Annotated in this window: 13 protein-coding genes and 2 pseudogenes; 7 read left to right on the top strand and 8 right to left on the bottom strand. The window is 52.8% G+C overall.

Annotated elements, in window-relative coordinates; all coding sequences use genetic code 11:
* Positions 1-444: 444 nt before the first annotated feature.
* The 3 genes and pseudogenes from AC0QDI_RS04105 to AC0QDI_RS04095 all read right to left on the bottom strand — a co-directional run bounded on the left by AC0QDI_RS04105 (position 445) and on the right by AC0QDI_RS04095 (position 3,789).
* Positions 445-1,328: pseudogene (locus tag AC0QDI_RS04105) on the bottom strand (transposase).
* Positions 1,329-2,200: 872 nt separating this feature from the next.
* A complete protein-coding gene (locus AC0QDI_RS04100; RefSeq protein ID WP_474665475.1) occupies positions 2,201-3,313 on the bottom strand; it encodes a tyrosine-type recombinase/integrase in 1,113 nt (370 codons plus the stop codon).
* Between the two features lie 266 nt (positions 3,314-3,579).
* Complete coding sequence (locus tag AC0QDI_RS04095; protein ID WP_474665473.1) at positions 3,580-3,789, bottom strand: hypothetical protein; 210 nt, start codon at positions 3,787-3,789, stop codon at positions 3,580-3,582.
* 207 nt (positions 3,790-3,996) lie between these two features.
* Between AC0QDI_RS04095 and AC0QDI_RS04090 the strand changes: the two genes are divergently transcribed.
* The gene (locus AC0QDI_RS04090; protein ID WP_474665471.1) at positions 3,997-4,830 is read left to right on the top strand and encodes a ParA family protein; all 834 of its coding nucleotides are present in this window, start codon (positions 3,997-3,999) and stop codon (positions 4,828-4,830) included.
* On the top strand, positions 4,827-5,264 hold the full coding sequence (locus AC0QDI_RS04085; protein WP_474665469.1) for a DUF7970 domain-containing protein: 438 nt from the start codon (positions 4,827-4,829) through the stop codon (positions 5,262-5,264). The genes AC0QDI_RS04090 and AC0QDI_RS04085 overlap by 4 nt, the downstream gene beginning before the upstream one ends.
* A 440-nt stretch (positions 5,265-5,704) precedes the next feature.
* Here AC0QDI_RS04085 and AC0QDI_RS04080 read toward each other — a convergent pair whose 3' ends face one another.
* Positions 5,705-6,514: a hypothetical protein gene (locus AC0QDI_RS04080; RefSeq protein WP_474665467.1), complete on the bottom strand. Its 810-nt coding sequence runs from the start codon at positions 6,512-6,514 to the stop codon at positions 5,705-5,707.
* A 1,708-nt stretch (positions 6,515-8,222) separates the two neighbouring features.
* On the opposite strand from AC0QDI_RS04080, the gene AC0QDI_RS04075 reads away from it, so the two are divergent.
* Together AC0QDI_RS04075 and AC0QDI_RS04070 are read left to right on the top strand one after the other, a co-directional pair.
* Complete coding sequence (locus AC0QDI_RS04075; protein ID WP_474665465.1) at positions 8,223-8,624, top strand: MarR family transcriptional regulator; 402 nt, start codon at positions 8,223-8,225, stop codon at positions 8,622-8,624.
* Positions 8,625-9,505: 881 nt separating this feature from the next.
* Positions 9,506-10,786, top strand: coding sequence for a Cdc6/Cdc18 family protein (locus tag AC0QDI_RS04070; RefSeq protein ID WP_474665463.1), 1,281 nt, complete (start codon positions 9,506-9,508; stop codon positions 10,784-10,786).
* Here the strand turns inward: AC0QDI_RS04070 and AC0QDI_RS04065 are convergent.
* Complete coding sequence (locus AC0QDI_RS04065) at positions 10,774-11,274, bottom strand: hypothetical protein (RefSeq protein ID WP_474665461.1); 501 nt, start codon at positions 11,272-11,274, stop codon at positions 10,774-10,776. The genes AC0QDI_RS04070 and AC0QDI_RS04065 overlap by 13 nt on opposite strands.
* 600 nt (positions 11,275-11,874) lie before the next feature.
* Between AC0QDI_RS04065 and AC0QDI_RS04060 the strand changes: the two genes are divergently transcribed.
* A complete protein-coding gene (locus AC0QDI_RS04060; RefSeq protein ID WP_474665459.1) occupies positions 11,875-12,852 on the top strand; it encodes a tyrosine-type recombinase/integrase in 978 nt (325 codons plus the stop codon).
* A gap of 390 nt (positions 12,853-13,242) precedes the next feature.
* Here the strand turns inward: AC0QDI_RS04060 and AC0QDI_RS04055 are convergent, their stop codons facing one another.
* Both AC0QDI_RS04055 and AC0QDI_RS04050 read right to left on the bottom strand, forming a co-directional pair.
* Positions 13,243-13,527: a type II toxin-antitoxin system RelE family toxin gene (locus tag AC0QDI_RS04055; RefSeq protein ID WP_474665457.1), complete on the bottom strand. Its 285-nt coding sequence runs from the start codon at positions 13,525-13,527 to the stop codon at positions 13,243-13,245.
* Positions 13,520-13,801 carry a ribbon-helix-helix domain-containing protein gene (locus AC0QDI_RS04050; protein ID WP_474665455.1) on the bottom strand — a complete coding sequence of 94 codons (282 nt, stop codon included), beginning with the start codon at positions 13,799-13,801 and terminating at the stop codon, positions 13,520-13,522. Before AC0QDI_RS04050 ends, AC0QDI_RS04055 begins: the two co-directional genes overlap by 8 nt.
* A gap of 104 nt (positions 13,802-13,905) precedes the next feature.
* Between AC0QDI_RS04050 and AC0QDI_RS04045 the strand changes: the two genes are divergently transcribed.
* Positions 13,906-14,202 (top strand): hypothetical protein, encoded by a 297-nt coding sequence (locus AC0QDI_RS04045; protein ID WP_474665453.1) that lies wholly within the window; start codon positions 13,906-13,908, stop codon positions 14,200-14,202.
* 400 nt (positions 14,203-14,602) lie between these two features.
* On the opposite strand, the gene AC0QDI_RS04040 is transcribed toward AC0QDI_RS04045, so the two are convergent.
* On the bottom strand, positions 14,603-15,205 hold the full coding sequence (locus AC0QDI_RS04040) for an LURP-one-related/scramblase family protein (RefSeq protein WP_474665451.1): 603 nt from the start codon (positions 15,203-15,205) through the stop codon (positions 14,603-14,605).
* Between the two features lie 138 nt (positions 15,206-15,343).
* Here AC0QDI_RS04040 and AC0QDI_RS04035 point away from each other — a divergent pair.
* Positions 15,344-15,931, top strand: a pseudogene (locus AC0QDI_RS04035) (HNH endonuclease); the annotation flags it as partial.
* Positions 15,932-16,010 lie beyond the last annotated feature (79 nt).

The following is a 16,010-nucleotide window of genomic DNA, read 5'->3' as shown; positions in this document are numbered from 1 at the left end:
TAATCCAGTGGGTGAGAATACCCTGGCTAGAGATAACACATCTCAAAAGATTCCGTAACGGGGAACGAAAATTCCGGATAGGAATTACTGGTATACCAAACTTAAAAGCCGGCTCACCGAGGATGAACTAGGAAAATACCGGAAAATGCCGTTCCGTAATTCGACACCGGTGTAGTTCGCTGAATCGAGATCACGCGGGTCGACGCCGCGACCTGAAGCCCTACCGGACGTTGTCTGAAAGAGAAGCGTTACTAGCGCCAGGGTTCAGTGTGGCTGCGCTCGTAGGGAGTATCGTAGCCACCCGGGTGTTTGCAATTCTCGACTGGGCCGTGTTTCTTGGTCTTGTATTCCGAATCGATGAACTTCTACGATACCGCTATTAGTTTACGGCCAATTCCAGACCGTTGTGGCCACCAAACGGAAGTTCCGATACTGTAGTAGACGTTAGAAATAATCACTCATATATTACAGAGGTCGGATCGATAGCTGTATCAATCGCTGTTGGAAGCTCGTGGGGTCAGTCAATGAAGCGGTTGCTGAGTGTCGCTTAGAATCGTTTCCAGCACTCTTCGGCAGGATTTAGCTCTGGCGAGTCGTTGGCAACGTTACGAAGGCGAGGTTGTCACGGGCCGCTAGATCCGTGACGGCCGACATCCGAAAATTCGGCGCTCATTCAACACAATAACCGAACCATGTCCGAACTCTTTACATAGTGTGGAAATGAAATATTTGCGCGATCGGCGGTAACGTACTCTTCGAGGTGAGAGAAAACGCGATCACTGTCTTCGGTGATTGCACCAAGTAGACACGTCCAATCGCGCTGTCCAGAGAGTTCACCAGCAGACCGCGCGCCGCGTGGAAACCACGCGGTGCGGGGCTCAACTTGCACGGATTTCTTGCACCTCAGCGTCAGATTTGGCGGCTGTACAGCGTGTTTCTGATAGCACAATCCATCTTCCTTGAGCAACCGACGACAACTCGGAATCAAGTACTCGACATCGTACGTCTCGACAAGATACTGCTGAACGAGCGCCGGCGTCCACGCCGATGCGTCAACCCCAACTCCGGCGAGTGATTCGTAGACAGTCTCTTCGAATTTTGAAACATTTATGAGGATTCTTGCTTTCTCTCAGATTATTAGATATTAGTCACTGCCTGTTCAATCGACTCGTCAGTGTCGAGTCGCGTGAGCCAGCTATAGGTAGTTCGTCGCTTATCCCCGTACCACCCGGCTAATTCAGTCACAGTGACACTGTTTTTGTGCGCAATCGTCGCTAATAGCCGTTCTATTCGCTTCTTTCCGTCCACGTTGCGAGGACGTTTTGCAAATCCTCGACAGAGGTATCGTCGAGTCAACTCACGACATTCAGAAGCATTTTGAGTGGAAAGTTCTAATGGGTAGTATAGTCGCAACGGGCGTGTAACCCGGCGGTTCGATCTCGCAACCCGGCGACCCAGTGTTCCTCGTTTTTCGTACTCTCCTCTTTCGGGATTCGAAGTGCGCTGTTGTCAGCATCAACGTTCGTTCGCGAGTCCTGTGAATCGGATAGCCCGGAAAAACGGTAAAATCGCGAGACGGCGTGGTTGTGTGTGACTCCTTCGAATTTGTTTGATCTAGGCGTTGAGTCGAACATGGATGACCTCTGCAGGCCACAACCGCGAGAAGGGGACCGAATTGGGATGCTCCGACTGGGATTCGAACCCAGGTCATTGCCGTGAGAGGCCATCCTCTTGTGGGAAACGGGCTCGGCCGATGTGAGCACCAATCTACCTCGCAACCCCGCAATCTGGCTGTTACTACCTTCTTTTAGTGCTTCTACCTACATAAAACCCGAGATGGTTGCCCGCCGGGCAACCCCGATTCGGAGGACTCAACGCGCGGGTAGCTGGGCATAGCCATCGTCAACGGGTGGTATGTGAGACCATCTTATCGACGATCAAGCGTCCTCCAACAAAGCCGTGCATGCGCGAACTGAGATGGTGAACTTCGAAAACTTGTCTGGATATGTGCGGCTCTGCTCACCAACAGGGTGGACAGAGCCGCTGGAGCTGACAGCTGCATTGGCAGCATTCTCGTTCGTGAGTTCCAATCTATAGGGAACCGCGTCGTAATCTGTGTTATATAAAGGGTAGTCGGGTCTGTTTTTGCCAGTTGGAATCGACTTCTAGCTCCCACTAGAATCCCGTAATAATCTTGAGTTTACAGGAGATTCGCTGCTTGTCGCTTCAGTTCCTCTGTCGGGTGAACGTAGCAGGCGGCAGCAGCAGTGCTCTTCTGTCGCAGGGTGTCTGCCACGAGTTTCAGATCCTGGTACTCGTCATAGACGTACGTCCCGACATAATGGCGGAAGGAGTACCAGACTAGTTTCCGGTCTCGGTGACTAATCCCTGACTCTTCGATGAGATTGTCGAGGAGATCGTTGAGTGGGTCAGAACTGTAGGGGTTCCCCTTCCGGGTCAGCCACATCTCTGACCGGGAGTCGTATTTCTCCATGTTCGATCGCTGCTCTAGCCAGTTATCGAGCGCCATCGCCGCGTCTTGGTTAAGTGTCTGTTCCCATTCTTCGTTGTTCTTGACCGCATGCTTTCCAGGAATGACGATTTTCTGTTCGTCAGGGAAGTACCAGTCTACCTGCATGCGGCCTATCAGGGCGGGTCGCAAGCCAGCGCATTTCGTGGACCCAACGATTGAGGGGATCTTCCAGTCCTCGTTTACGCGGTCCCAGTCAGCGGGGACAACATCGTCCATTGGTTTCCCTAGTTCCTGTGCGAGATAACGCTTCCATCGACGACGCTCCTCTGGTGAAAGGTTGTTGTAACTGGGTATCGTCTTATAATCGAGCGAAGCCTCCCAAAGGAGTTGAGCCTCCGACCGGCTGAAGGGATCTGCATTGTCCCGTGGCGAGTCGCCTTCAGAGAAAGAGACAGAGCACTCCCAGTCTTCGTTCTCGAAGGCAAACCAGTTTGCAAGGGCATCGCTGATCTTCCGCTTACTGTTCCCCGAATAGGGCTCTCCGTCGTCACGAGCGATATCATTCTTTTTGAGAGCTTTCATCGCCACGTCAGCCTGTTCCGGGTCAAGTGTCGTAGTGAACCCCTCGTTTTCCCAGACCCATTCGACGATGGTCAGTACACGCGAGACACGAGTTGGGACAGATCCTTCTGCATAACCGACGCCCTTGACGGGATCTTTCGCCTCAGTCTGGAGGTACTCGGAAAACCGAGATATTTTCTCCTCAAAAATCGTGCGCTGACGCTGATTAAGTGCGTCTAGGAGATGTGAGTACTTGCCTCCGCTTTGGGACTGGCTCACTATCCCCACCTCCCAGCAGTGGTCCACCGATATAGTGGAGGGGTTGTTGCAACCGAACTGGTTTGAATGAGGGATATACCTCCCAGATCGGGGTGCGCTGAGTCCGTATTCCGATTGTGCATTGATCGGTTCGCAGAATTAAAATAAACAGGCCGGTATAAACCCTCGTCCTCAGAGAGGGTGCGAACTGCGGTTGGCCACGTGACCAATACAGGGCGCGTATCTTACACGGCTGAATGAACAGGGAGCGCATTTTTGCCGGAGGGTTAGTCGGACCCGGCGACGGGGAGTGACACGTTCTTAACGACGTGTAAATAGAGAATCGTTACGACAAGTCCGACAAGCAGAAAACTTCCAACTGATACCAGAAGGCCGGAGAACGGGACCTGGAAGATCCGAATAGCGAGCATTCCCAGCGCGACAAAAACAATACCAGCAAACAGTGCCCGCATCAGCGACGCGCCGTTCGCGGTCATGTCACGCCGTTCATCCGCCTATCGTATAAGCGCCCATCCTCTCACAACGGCGGGTACCGCTATGCTGAATACGGTCTAATTTTCTAGTTGAGACAATATCTCCGCTACATCAGATCTAACTGAAGGAGTGTGATAGGTTAGTCTAACTCATTAGTATAACTTCCAAGTCTAATTATACTTTTAAGTACGCATGACTAATGAGTATTCATGCTAACGTATACGACATACTCTGAGGCTGGAGGCGTCGGGAAGAGTACCCTCGCTAGCAATCTTGCTGATGCTCATTCACAGCAGGGCCGTGACGTACTGGTCATTGACTTAGACCCTCAGCAGGGCTCTCTGACTTACTTACTTGGGACGTCTGCCCCTCGTGATGACGGGGAAGCAGATAACATCGCTCGGCATCTCATTGATCGACCGAAGGGAAGTTTCGATGACCTCGTTTACGAGACCCCTTATGGTTTCGACATCGTCCCTTCCCACAACATGCTTGAAAGCTTGCCGAAGCTGTTGTCGAAGGCAGAAGAAATGGCTGAGGATCTCGGTGAGTCATTCACTCCGAATGACCGTCTCCGTGAGGTCTTGGTTGAGGCGAATGTCCCGGAGAACTACGATACAATTATCGTCGATCCACCCGCGACAGCTGGTCCGCACTTGTATAACGCCGTGGCTGCGACCCGATCGCTCGTCCTCCCTGTTGAACCTACTGGAAAAGGAATCCAATCCGTTGAAGGGATTCAGGATATGGTCGTAAATCTTGAAGACGCGTTGGGGATCGATGTCGGCGTGCTTGCAATCGTCCCAAACGGAATAGGAAAAACGGCGGATCGGGACCAGTACTTAGAACAGATTCGAGAACTTGGATACAGCGCTCCAATCGCGTTACGCGATCGGTCATCATTATTCGATGGTTGCTGGGATCAGCGCTGTACAGCCTATCACTACGTGGGTTATCACCGGAATCGACGGCGAGATTACGAGGTCGAAACACTGGACAAGTTACGTGACCTTGCAGCACATATCGCGGAGGTAGGCGAATGACAGACGGTATGAAATCAGGCTCCGGGAGCGATCCGTTCGCCAATGAGCCCGACGACAGTACATCAGAGGATACAGACAACGCCAATCAAGAGGAAGAATCGATCGGCAGAACACAGCCGGATGCAGAAGAGCAAAAAACCACGTCCGAAACTCGTTCATCTACCTCTTCAGCCCCATCTGATCGGGAAGAGCTTCCCTATATTTTCGCCAGGAGCAATGTCAAAGCTGATAGAACGATGGTACAGTATTTTCTACGGGAGGAAACGGAAGAAGTTGAGTCCGAAGTGGAACGCAGACTCGAACAGGAACTTGGAACCGACGTATTGCTGACCGATATCCGTGAGGCACTCGTACGTGTTGGAGCCCACCACTTAGACGAAGTCGCTGACGAACTTCGAGACTGGGGATACCGCTACAAAGAAGACTCAAACTAGGACTCCCCCAATATCGGTACCATCCACTAATTCTGAAAACCTTATTTCAGATATCAATTACGGCGGTGCCGGGTGATTCTGGATAAGACGTTGCCGATTTCAATTACGAGACTATATCCTATTTGTCTCTGTCTGGGATTTTCTACTTACCAGTTATTGAACTTCCAGCCCCGTTGTACCTCCATTTTTGAGCTCTCGTCGTAAGAATCAATTAGCGCTCAACACCATCCTATTGGCCAATTACAAGGCACCCATCGCACATTTCAATACATACAGATACTGATACAGCTTGTTTTGGATGAAGTCTTCCAGAGTGAAAATGTGCTCCGGAACGGGTTCTAGCGGTGAAAAACACGGGAATAGCGCGTTCAAAATAGACCAGTATAACTAGTGTACTGTCCCCCATTCAGGGGCGGGTAGCGGTAGGTCTGGAATCCAAATCACCAATTTAGCGATGCTATTTCGGAGTGAGTGAGTTCAGGGCCATCTTGGCCGAAGAGTTGTTGTTTGAGTTTCCATGTCGTCGTCCAGTCAGCGACCACCCAGTCGTACTGAGGATCTTGATATGCGGTTTTGATCTGCTCGCGCCCATTCTCGATGCTGTAGTCAGACTGAAATGGTCCGTTTGGTAGCTCTCCAAGTCCTTCTCTATGCCAGTGGTTGAATACTGAATACGCGGTTGAACGGGAATCAAAGACTGCAATCGGCTTGTTTCCGCTCTGGTCTAAGCTTGTCATTTTCCGGTATGTATCCCGGTGAAGCTTCCAGTTGTTATGGCCTGTGAGTATCTCATACGCGTGGGTCTGTCCGTCCTTGTCTGTCCCGACTGCGTCGAGCGTATACGAGTTCCAGTTAGTATACGAGCTATATCTCCATCCGCGAACCGCATTGCGAAGGCACACGAGTCCGACCGTGAGGCGATGTGTCAGGCCTTCCATAGGATCGCCATGGAGTCGTGGGAGCTCGTCGTGGTTCTTGAACAGTGTTCGAGATTTTTGATTGAGATCGTACCAGACTTGTTTTCGGAATACGGCTGTCGGCTTTAGAAATCCAGTTGTCGGCTTGAACCAGTCAGCATCACCGAAGGCAAGCAGGGTTTCTCGTCCGAGGTTCGTATTGTAGTAGAGTCGCTTCAACGTGTCCTCATTGAGATCCCTTGTGAGGTGAGCGATACTAGGAGCTTGGTCTGCGAGGAGATGAACACCACAGACAGTTTCGCCGTTCCAGAGTTTTGCGATTCGCGTCAGCAACGTTTTCCGACCACTAGTAAGAGCGACAGCCGGTTCAGTTCCGCTTCGTGCCCGTTTCTTTGCTTGCCGCTTCCAATATTCGGGACGTATGCCTTGTGGTCGCGGAGGATTTAGCGGGTCGTACAAGAAGCGATTCTCGAACTGGTCCCTCGTGAACCATCGTAACGTCGGGCGTTCAAACGCGTTTATTGTCAGTATATGTTTGAGATCCGGATCTGATTTTGTAATGTCGAACCCAATCGAATCTGCGTCGTATTCCTCGTTATCTCGCGGAATCCGATGCGCGTTGGGACGTTCTTCATCTGGTCGTACTGGGAATACCTCGAAAGCGCATGGACGTTCGGGATGCGGAGTACCGGCTCTCCCATAGAGCGGTGCACCGTATGGCCAGTTGTCATTGGTAGATGGTTCGAATGGACTCAATCGCATTATTCAATGTTACATCCTCCACAGGTAATTGGTTTGTGCTGAATGGCCATTATAACCTCTCTAAAGCATATCCACAGCATTTCACGCCGATTCACAGCACGACCATATCGCAACGGAAATGCGATCAGGGCTCATAACATCACGTCTGTGAAACCGTACCATGTTCGGGAGAATACCGGCACCCCAGATCATCCTACTGTTGCTGAAGTTGCGAGAGCCATTCGCACTCTCTGGACGCCTCGATTGGATTTAGGAACGATCACTACCACACCCGAGTTTGTACGTACAGAGACCTGGTCTTGAACACCCCTCACTCACCCCCGATTTCGCACGTTAGACTGTTTTATCCGAGGGGGCGTCATCTCAATGCGTGGTAAACCACCCAAACGACCGCACCCTCGAATCGAATGCGGATGACAATCAGATAACAAGCATTTCAGGTGCGTCTGTACAACATTAACGCAATTTAGAACACACTCACCCCCAATTTCGCACGTTCCACTGATTACCCATCGGGGGGTTTGAGAGTGAGTTCCGTACTTCCGTAGTAAGAGTGTATCTTGACATCCTCCTGCGGCTGAAGACGCAGGAATCCCGAGCGGTGGGAGTTTCAGGTTCGCAGTTCAGTCACCTGACTACCAGCCCTTTTGGGCACGGGGAGTCCCACAACGTCGGACTGGTGGACTGCTGGCCATGCCAAGTGGCCGGTACCCCTATCCTCGATTGTGTACGGCGTCCCGGTGTTGTTGTTGCCACGGGGACGCCGGCAAGCGTCAGCAGACTCGGGGGTATCGTCTGGGTCGCTTTGAGCAGTCGGCACGTTGGCACACCCTTCAAGCATGTGGCGTTCACCGACTGGTCTTTCGGATACTGCCTCGTTACGTGGGCGGACAGGCCGCCTCCGAAGGACGGTTCGGAATCCGCTCCGTTCCGACCGATTCCTATACGTTATTAAGGTTGCCTGTCACTTAAACTCCCGCATGGGGAAACTCGGCACAGGCGGTCAGAACGGTGGCTGTTCCCCATCATGACGGCGCGTATCCACGGCCTGAAGGCCGGGGTATTGCGCCTGCTCACCGTAAAACACACCCAAGAGGCTTCTTTCGACAGTAGACGGTTGAATCGTCCAGTCAGTAAGTATGCGAGTTGATTAGTCGTCGTCATCGCAGGCTGCAAGACTGCGCTTTCCGTGGATGCCGGAGATACCATTCGTGAAGGCTTTCGATGAAAACGATCGAAAAATCGTTACTACACCGTGATGTACTACTAACCACAGCTCATGCCCCCTCCCTCAGACACATACGACGCTGATATCGACCTTATCCCGGGAACTCCGAAATCCGATATCGTGGCGATCCTCTACGGCACCCCGGACGATAGGTTCAGCGCCGACGATATTCGAGAGCGACTCGACATCCCACATAGAAGGGTCTCAACGACTCTTACTCGACTCATCAACGATGGGCTCATTGGGGAAACCGGGGACAGGTACTACCACGCGCTTGATCACCGAGAAGACCTCCGGCGTTACGTCGAGAGCCTCCATCAGCTAGAGACGATGTTTGACGACATGAACTACGACGAGCACACCAACAGGGATAACTCCCAACTGGAAGATATTGACGAAGAAGAAATCAATGCTGAGCTCGCCGAGCTAGAAGCCGAGCTCGACATAGATTGACATCCTCCTCCGCGTGAACGCGGAGGAATCCCGAGCGGTGGGAGTTTCAGGTTCGCAGTCCAATCACCGGACTACCAGCCCTTTCGGGCACGGGTAGTCCCACGGCATCGGACTGGTAGACTGCTGGCGGTGCCAAGCCACCGTTACCCCTATCCTCGGCCGTGTACGGCGTCCCAGTGTTGTTTGTGCCACGGGGACGCCAGCAGGCGTCAGCAGACTCGGGGGTACCTTTTGATTCGCTGTGAGCAGTCGGCACATGGGCACACCCTTCGAAGATGTGCGTTCATCGACTACCCTTTCGGATACTGCCTCGTTATGCGGGTGGACAGGCCACCTCCGAAGGACGGTACGGAATCCGCTCCGTTCCGACCGATTCCTATCTATTACTAGGGTTGCCTGTCACTTAAACGCCAGTATTCTGAAACTCAGAGTGCTGTCAGACGTGGGATTTTCCCAAGTGACGGCGCGTATCCACGGCGTTCACGCCGTGGTATTTCGCCTGTTCAGCGTATAATCAGTTCCGCACAAATATTACCTATACCATAAAGTATATAATATAGTGGATAACTCTCCCTACGAGACGGTCACAGAAACCAGGGTCCTCCATAACTCCACAGGAGAGACCGTATCAGAGTCAGACAGACGATACAGCACTTCTCCATCATTCATCTTAAACGGAGCTGTGGACCTTCTTCCGATTCTTCACCCCTCCCCCTCCCGAAATAACCAGAAACGTGCGAAATGGGGGGTGGGGGTCCCCCACCTACAGCACGGGGCACCAGTGAGGATCATCACAACACCAAGGCTTACTCCTTTATTTGACCCATTCATACAGTTGTATACCGACCCTTGCCAGCTACCCATCGACAATACGATCTCACATGACACTCTTCAAAACTAGACAACCATTCCGTGATGGATACGAGCCCGATACGATCGTTGCGCGTGATGAGACTATCTCCAAATTGACCCGTGTTTTTCAGGAGTTCGTAGACGGTTTCTGCGTGCCCCATCTGTTTGTTCGTGGTGACCGAGGAACGGGGAAGCGAACGGTCATTCACCACGTTCTCACTCTCGCTGAACAGGAAGTCGAGACAGAGATCGAAGTCATAACGATCGACTGTGACGAGCACAATTCCCTCTATCAGATCTATCTTGAACTTGCCTACCGGCTTTGTGAGGATGACTATCCAAGAGGGACGCATCAGATGGATTTAGAGAAGGAGATTTTTCAGGAGATGTCGGATCCTGGTGTTACGTGGTATATTCTATTGGAGAACCTCGAAGCACTTGGGAAAGACAACTTGCCGTTCCACAAGTTGCAAGACGGTCTCTCAGAGTACGGAACGGATCACACTGAGTGTGGTATCATCGGGGTCTCCAACTCAACTGGCCTTCATGACCACATCTCAGGTGACGTCCTCCACAAACCAGACATGTTCACGGTGAAGACGAATCCATACACCGCCACCGAACTACGAGAAATCTTACAGCAGCATGCAGAAGTAGCCTTCATTGACGACGGGTTCTCTGAACCAGCAATCAAGCTCTGCGCGGCCATTATCGGACAACAAACAGGGAGCGCAGCCGACGCCCTGCAATTGCTTGAACTCGCCGGCTATGTGGCTTCTCAAGCTGACGCGGACCAAGTGACAGAAACTCACGTTCAGACAGCGAGAGAAGCCCTTGATTCACTACGCCTGTACACCACCTTCACTGAGGAGCTTAATCCGAAGGAACAACTCTTGTGTACGATCATCGCTGCACATACCGAAGTAGACGAGAAACCGGTTTCAACGGAATCACTCGTAGAAGAATATCAAGAACATTGTGAGTCGTTTGATCTTACGAGCGTTAAGAAGCGACGGATTGAACAGCTCATCGTGAATCTTCGTGAGAAAAGGCTTGTATTCACTCAGGATCAGAATACCGGCCGAAACGGAGGGATGTGGTCAGTACATGAGACCCCAACACCCCGCTTGATTCTCCTCTCGGCGAACGCAACGTCAGGCCGATTCACCCGATTACTCCGCAAGTACGACGTGTCGCTTGATTGTCTCAAAAACCCGGATGAGATAGATATTGAAGAATTCCTATCGAATGATTGGTCATCAGAAGATATCGAGATTGACCTCCAGAAATTGGATTTCTACCCGACGTAACCCTGCTCTCGAAGAAACGCATAACGATCCTTGTGATTACCGATAATTCCCTCGTGAGGGTACTGTTCCGCGTACTGATGTAGGATTCCCGGATCGTCGATGACGACGCCGTGATAGTGGTCAAACGATGCCGTCGTCGGATCAACGAGATGCTTCCCGTCAAGCAGACACCACGCGTGTTCGAACCCACCAACGTCGAGGTCACTCATCACTGCGAATCCTTCGACGTACGTGAATCGGTCGTCGTACTCCCACATCCCGAGTGCATTAGCGAAACACGACTTTTCGTCCGGGTCAGTCACTCGAATCCCGTCCGCGATGAGATCCTGGTTGTTAGTATCCACGTTGTTTGAGAGGGTTATCGACCTACCAGCAATCTTCGTATGTTCGAGTTCGCTTTGCGACACGCCTTGCCCATGATCTGAAACATACGCGTGCAGTGGCGACTCTGTCTCTGATGCCTCCACGTATCTTGTAGCAGAATTCATCTTCCCACACCAACGACTACGTCCGCATGGATCGGGTGGCCCTTTTCTCGTTTCCGAACTCGTTCTCTTTCGGATAGCATTTTGTTGTTACACCGGCGGATTCGTCGTGAAGCGACTCACACACCGCCGTATGGTGAACAGGCGAAACTAGCACGCAGGGATAAACCCTCGTGTTCTCAGCAATTCGACTGAGGAGCCACCAATACACCGCGTCTCCCACTGGATTTCGACTCACCCATTCAACGCGACACTCCCACTACTTCGTCGCAACGTACAACGAATTCTTCGTAACCCATGAATGGCCACCTTCGTCGCGCTAAATCACTCGCATAAGCCGCCCGGACGCGCTCGCAGCAACTCTCAACGCGTCCAACCCCGTAGAAGGGCTGCAGCTAAGTGCGATCATCGATCCCAACCGAAACGCAGGGAGGGCCGAAAAGGACACGCCAATTGAGAGCAGTCGGGAGCGATTCACAGTACGGCCATATCGCCGAGGCCCGTGCCCACGGCTGAAGATCTCGATGTGATCCACGGCAATCGAACAACAATTGGACGCGCTTACCGCGCGGATTATCTCCATAGAGACCCTGTCTGGATGGCATGCCGACGATGGATTACGAAGCGGCAGCCGCCCGAGTACTGAACTACGTTGAGTCAGCCACGCATATCCACCCGGAGAATAAGCGACTGGTTCAAGCGTATCACAGGGATATGGTTCTCGCGGACATCAGTCCCGCACAACAACAGAAAGTACTCTCTCATTTCAAAATCATCACCGACCACGTCGGTCAGACTCCATTTACGGAACTCGACAAAGACGATATCGTCGATCTCGTCGCGTGGCTGTACACCCGCGGAACGAGCGCTTCGACAGTCGTTGATTACAAGCAGGCGATCAAGCAGTTTTGGAAGTGGATGAACGATGGTGACGACCCTGTGGAAACGAAGTGGATCCGGCGCGGGCCAGTAGAGCAGAAACGAATCCTCCCCCAGAGTCTTCTCACACCGTTCGACGTTCAAGCATTAGCCGATGCGTGTCGCAACGAACGTGACCGCGCATTCATAGCTGTGCTGTGGGAAACCGGAGCCCGGATCGGCGAACTCATCGACCTCCAAGTGAGTCACATCGAGGACACGACGTTAGGAAAGCAAGTCGTCGTTGTAGGGAAGACCGGTTCACGCCGACTACTACTGCTCGAATCCGAATCGTACCTCAACTCGTGGCTTTCAGTCCATCCCAACAGACGGCCAGATGCGCCGTTATGGTGCAAGATCGATGAAAAGCAAGGCTCTCCAGATGAAACGATCAGCTACCAGTACATCCGATTACGGATCCTCGACCAGGCGCGAGAGCGAGTCGGGATTGAGAAGCCCGTCAATCCCCACCATTTCAGACACAGTCGCGCAACCTACCTAGCGAACTACCTCACAGAAGCACAGATGTGCGTCTGGTTCGGGTGGGTTCCCGGGTCACGCGTCCCCGGTCGCTACGTCCACCTCTCGGGTCGAGATATCGATCACGCGTATCAATCGATGCTTGATGAACCGGACTACACCCGTCTCACTAGCGTGAGTTGAATGATGGTTCCCGACAGAACCTCAGAGCAAGTCAGCCAGGCACTCACTGCGAAGAGGCGTCGCATCAACTCGCCCTCTCTCGAACGGCCGGGAAATGTTCTTACGCCGGAATCACCTCATATAGGATAGAAGCAACTGGAGGCATTACCAATGACATTCCAAGAACGACTCCGCTCAATAGAAGAGCGGTACGATCTGAATGAGAGCGAACACGCTCGGGAACTCGGTCAGGCTGTCGCTCACCTCCAGGATTAGCGTTGCTATTGGTCTACTAGCGAATCGATGCAGCAACTCGCTCGAAGCGCCACAAGTACGCTATAATTAGAGAAGGGGCATGTGCGTCTGCAATTCGAATTAAATACAGCGAACACACGTACCACTAGGCCCTGATCAGTCGTCGTCTGCTGTGTATGCGCCCCCGCGACGCTTGATTCGGGCAATAACGAGTCGCTGTTCGTCCTGTCGGAATGTCACGGAGAGACGGAATTCCCCGATTCGGATCTTCTTATGAGGGCTGTTTTGTAGCGGTTCACCGTAGTCCGGCGGGTCGCGCCACGGGGAGGTGACTATTTCATCAAGTTTGTCGAGGATTCGGTCCTGTTCCTCGGGTGAGAGTGAATCCAGGTCGCTCTGCGCGGTTGAGGCGAGTTCCCACGTCCACCCCTCGTCACTCATCGCTTGTTCCGAACGACTCGCGTGCTTGCTCCGCGTCCATCGTCTTTCCCTTCCGACTGTCTTCCTCGGCGGCGAGTAGTGCGATCAACTCGTCGCGGTCAAACGTCGGGTTCTCAACTGCATCTCGAAGTGTGTACCGAATGAACTCGCTCCGACTGTTGAAACCGCGGCCTTGCCAGGCCTCGTCGATTTTGTTAAGGAATGACTGCGTGGTTTTGAAATTCACCGTGACGATCTCGTCCCCTTCGTCTTCTCCCGTAGCAGCTCCGGACATATAGACGTAATACGCTGGTAATACTATTAATCGTTTTGCCGGGTTCGACGGTCCAGACCGACCGCTACTTATTGGAATCACGACCGTTACTCGAAGGAACACCGGTGAGTATCAGCGGTGGGATACACGTTGAGCAAGGCGATTCAATCCTTCGCGGCACCAGCGACATACCACTACTACTCTCTGACGTTGGGTTCGCTAGGCATCGACACTGGCTCCGCCAGCAGATCCTGCGGAAAGGACTTGTTGCTGTGGGTCTCCTTGCCGTTGCTGCCAGCCTCTGGTTCGAGTTCTACGTGCCACTCGTGGTATTGGTCGCCGCGTACCTCATCTACGTCGGGTATCACTTCGTACAGGACATACGGATTTTCCGGGACTTCCTAGAACGACTGTGGAACTGACTGTGGTGAGGTCGAACGTTGCATCCCCACCACTTTCCATTTGATTATAAGCAGAATGTAGTACCACGTATGATGTTTAAGTGCCTAGCCGTCCGAACGGTTTTGTATAGAAAGCAGACCGAATACTGACAGGGGAAACGGAGCGACGATCTCGCTTGATATCCCCGCACAGGGCAGTCAGAGAGAAATCGTCCTAGCAATTCAAACGGACTGGTGAGTGCCAATCATAGACGGTGCTCATATTAGGCCGAGTAATTCCAAAACCACGTCGACGATCTTGTCTAATTTCCCGTTTTCCTCATCATCTCCATCTGACGACGAGTTCTCGTTGATTTCTGTCATTTACTTGATTTAACTACCGGGAGGGCACCTGTGTCGTCACGACAGACGGGGAGGAGACTCACTGGTTTTCGAGGGCATCGAGGATACACGCGGAGGCTATCACCGCCTCTTTCGGGATGTCAGTGGCGTCGTCAATACTGACCGTGTAGGCGTCTCGTAGCGAGAACTTCCCCTCAATGTCGCCGACGTGGTCGCCATCAGCATCGAATATCTCGTACTTGTTCGGGATGAGATTCGCAACAGAGATCAGGTGTCGAAGCGCCGAAAGTGGCTTGCTCTTCGATTGAATCGTCGCAAGCGACTCCCCAGTGTCGGGGTCTCGAATCGTCCAGTTCTCCACGAACAGCGAGAGGTCCTCATCAAGGACGACAACTTCCTCGTCGGTACCTGCGTCCGTGATGGTGTAGTTCCCCGCGACATCCATGATACCGCCGGCTTTCACGCTAAACGCGTCTTCGTCGTCGCCAGTGACGAACGGAAACTCCTCTTTCATCTTGAACATTTTCTGCTTCCCGCGCAAGGCGACATCGCCAGCGCTGTCGCGGACGACGTACTTATTCCGGATCGCTGACTGCTTGACGGTATAGTGATCGTCGTCAATATCCACAGTAGATATCTTGTACCTGTCTGACGGCGAATCTGACGTGGAGGGCTCAGACATACGTGACTCGTGGAACGCTTTCGAGAAAAAACCACGGTCGACACTACTGGATCAGTAAGTCCCACGAATCATATCTTGAGCGGTCTTTCGAGTGTCACGCAGGTATTTATTGACTTATAGACATGGTGCCGCGGTATCATGCAACACGCGTTTCGGGTCGGACAACACTACCGTGACACTGGGAGTTACCGCAACTCGGACGACCAGTTCCTGCGGTGGATCCACGGCCCGCTCGACAGCGGCATCAAAAACACGGGTGGAATCCGTGATCTCGGTGCAGATCGGTCTGAGACGCCTGCAGCACTCGTGCTCGTCTCGAACGACAGCGGCATCTCCCAACACGACAACCCGTGGGAGGACACGCTCGCCGTCAACGCCGGCTACATCAGCTACTGGGGCGACGCAAAGACCTCGAACCTCTACGACGAATCCACGCAGAACCAGAAAATCAAAGCCGCCTTCGACAACGCCGCGGCCAGTCGGCGTGAAGATGTCCCGCCAGTCCTCGTCTTCCGCAAACCCGAATCAGGCGTTGTCGAGTTCTGTGGGCTCTGTGTTCCCGACCACTTCGAAGTCCACGCGTACTAGGGCGATGAGGGGACACAGGTCCCGAATTACCAATTCCACTTCTCGATCCTCAACACCAATGCAGTCCCCGTCACGTGGCTGCACGAGCGCGCCCAGCAGAACGACGACAGCGCAGCACCGGACGTCTGGCAGCACTGGGTTCAGACCGGAGAAGTTGCCCAGTGGCCGACCGGCGAACCTCTCGATTCCAGCGGCGGGGTTCGCCGTTATGAAACGT

This window comes from Natrinema sp. LJW11 (assembly GCF_056135975.1).
Note: the sequence above shows the minus strand (reverse complement) of the source record. Positions and strands in the feature narration are given on the sequence as shown.

Coding starts and splice junctions, on each gene's coding strand:
- AC0QDI_RS04050 (WP_474665455.1), bottom strand. CDS start 13,801: ATGTCCGGAGCTGCTACGGGAGAAGACGAAGGGGACGAGATCGTCACG.
- AC0QDI_RS04085 (WP_474665469.1), top strand. CDS start 4,827: ATGACAGACGGTATGAAATCAGGCTCCGGGAGCGATCCGTTCGCCAAT.
- AC0QDI_RS04040 (WP_474665451.1), bottom strand. CDS start 15,205: ATGTCTGAGCCCTCCACGTCAGATTCGCCGTCAGACAGGTACAAGATA.
- AC0QDI_RS04090 (WP_474665471.1), top strand. CDS start 3,997: ATGCTAACGTATACGACATACTCTGAGGCTGGAGGCGTCGGGAAGAGT.
- AC0QDI_RS04060 (WP_474665459.1), top strand. CDS start 11,875: ATGCCGACGATGGATTACGAAGCGGCAGCCGCCCGAGTACTGAACTAC.
- AC0QDI_RS04065 (WP_474665461.1), bottom strand. CDS start 11,274: ATGAATTCTGCTACAAGATACGTGGAGGCATCAGAGACAGAGTCGCCA.
- AC0QDI_RS04070 (WP_474665463.1), top strand. CDS start 9,506: ATGACACTCTTCAAAACTAGACAACCATTCCGTGATGGATACGAGCCC.
- AC0QDI_RS04055 (WP_474665457.1), bottom strand. CDS start 13,527: ATGAGTGACGAGGGGTGGACGTGGGAACTCGCCTCAACCGCGCAGAGC.
- AC0QDI_RS04075 (WP_474665465.1), top strand. CDS start 8,223: ATGCCCCCTCCCTCAGACACATACGACGCTGATATCGACCTTATCCCG.
- AC0QDI_RS04095 (WP_474665473.1), bottom strand. CDS start 3,789: ATGACCGCGAACGGCGCGTCGCTGATGCGGGCACTGTTTGCTGGTATT.